We start from the raw sequence: 460 nt of genomic DNA on the forward strand, positions 1-460 counted from the left end.
GTCACGAGCGCCTGCAACACCTCGACCTGCTCATCCGGTGGAGCAAACTGCACACCGACCTGGTCTGCCTTGCCAGCCAAGGTCTGGGCATAGTGCGCCAAGGCCACGGCATCAATCGCATCGGTCTTAGCCAAATGGCCCAGGCTACGCGCAAACTCGCGTGCCGCCCGCGGGTTGGCCACCGCGACCGGTAGACCATGCTGAAGCAGGTAGCACGCCAATGCTCGCTCCAGCCCCCCAGTCGCTTCGACCACGATCAGGCCAATGCGCTTGCCCTTGATCGCCTCACAAAAGGCACTGAACCCGGCTTCGTCATTGCTCGCCTCATGGGTACCCCTCACTCCATGCAAGCTCCAGACGAAATCCTTCTGGGCCATATCCACGCCTACAAAATCTACGACTTCGGTGCTGTCTTGGCTAACCATCGCGTCTGTCATGTCCCATCCTTGCAACATTCGAA

General features: G+C 59.8%; 1 protein-coding gene. It reads right to left on the bottom strand.

From position 1 onward, the window contains the following. Positions 1–437: IS110 family transposase (locus tag AC6LJ2_RS30060; RefSeq protein WP_376139489.1), on the bottom strand; the 437-nt coding region annotated here is incomplete at its 3' end. Positions 438–460: the final 23 nt, after the last annotated feature.

The organism is Achromobacter sp. 1014246743 (assembly GCF_059760725.1).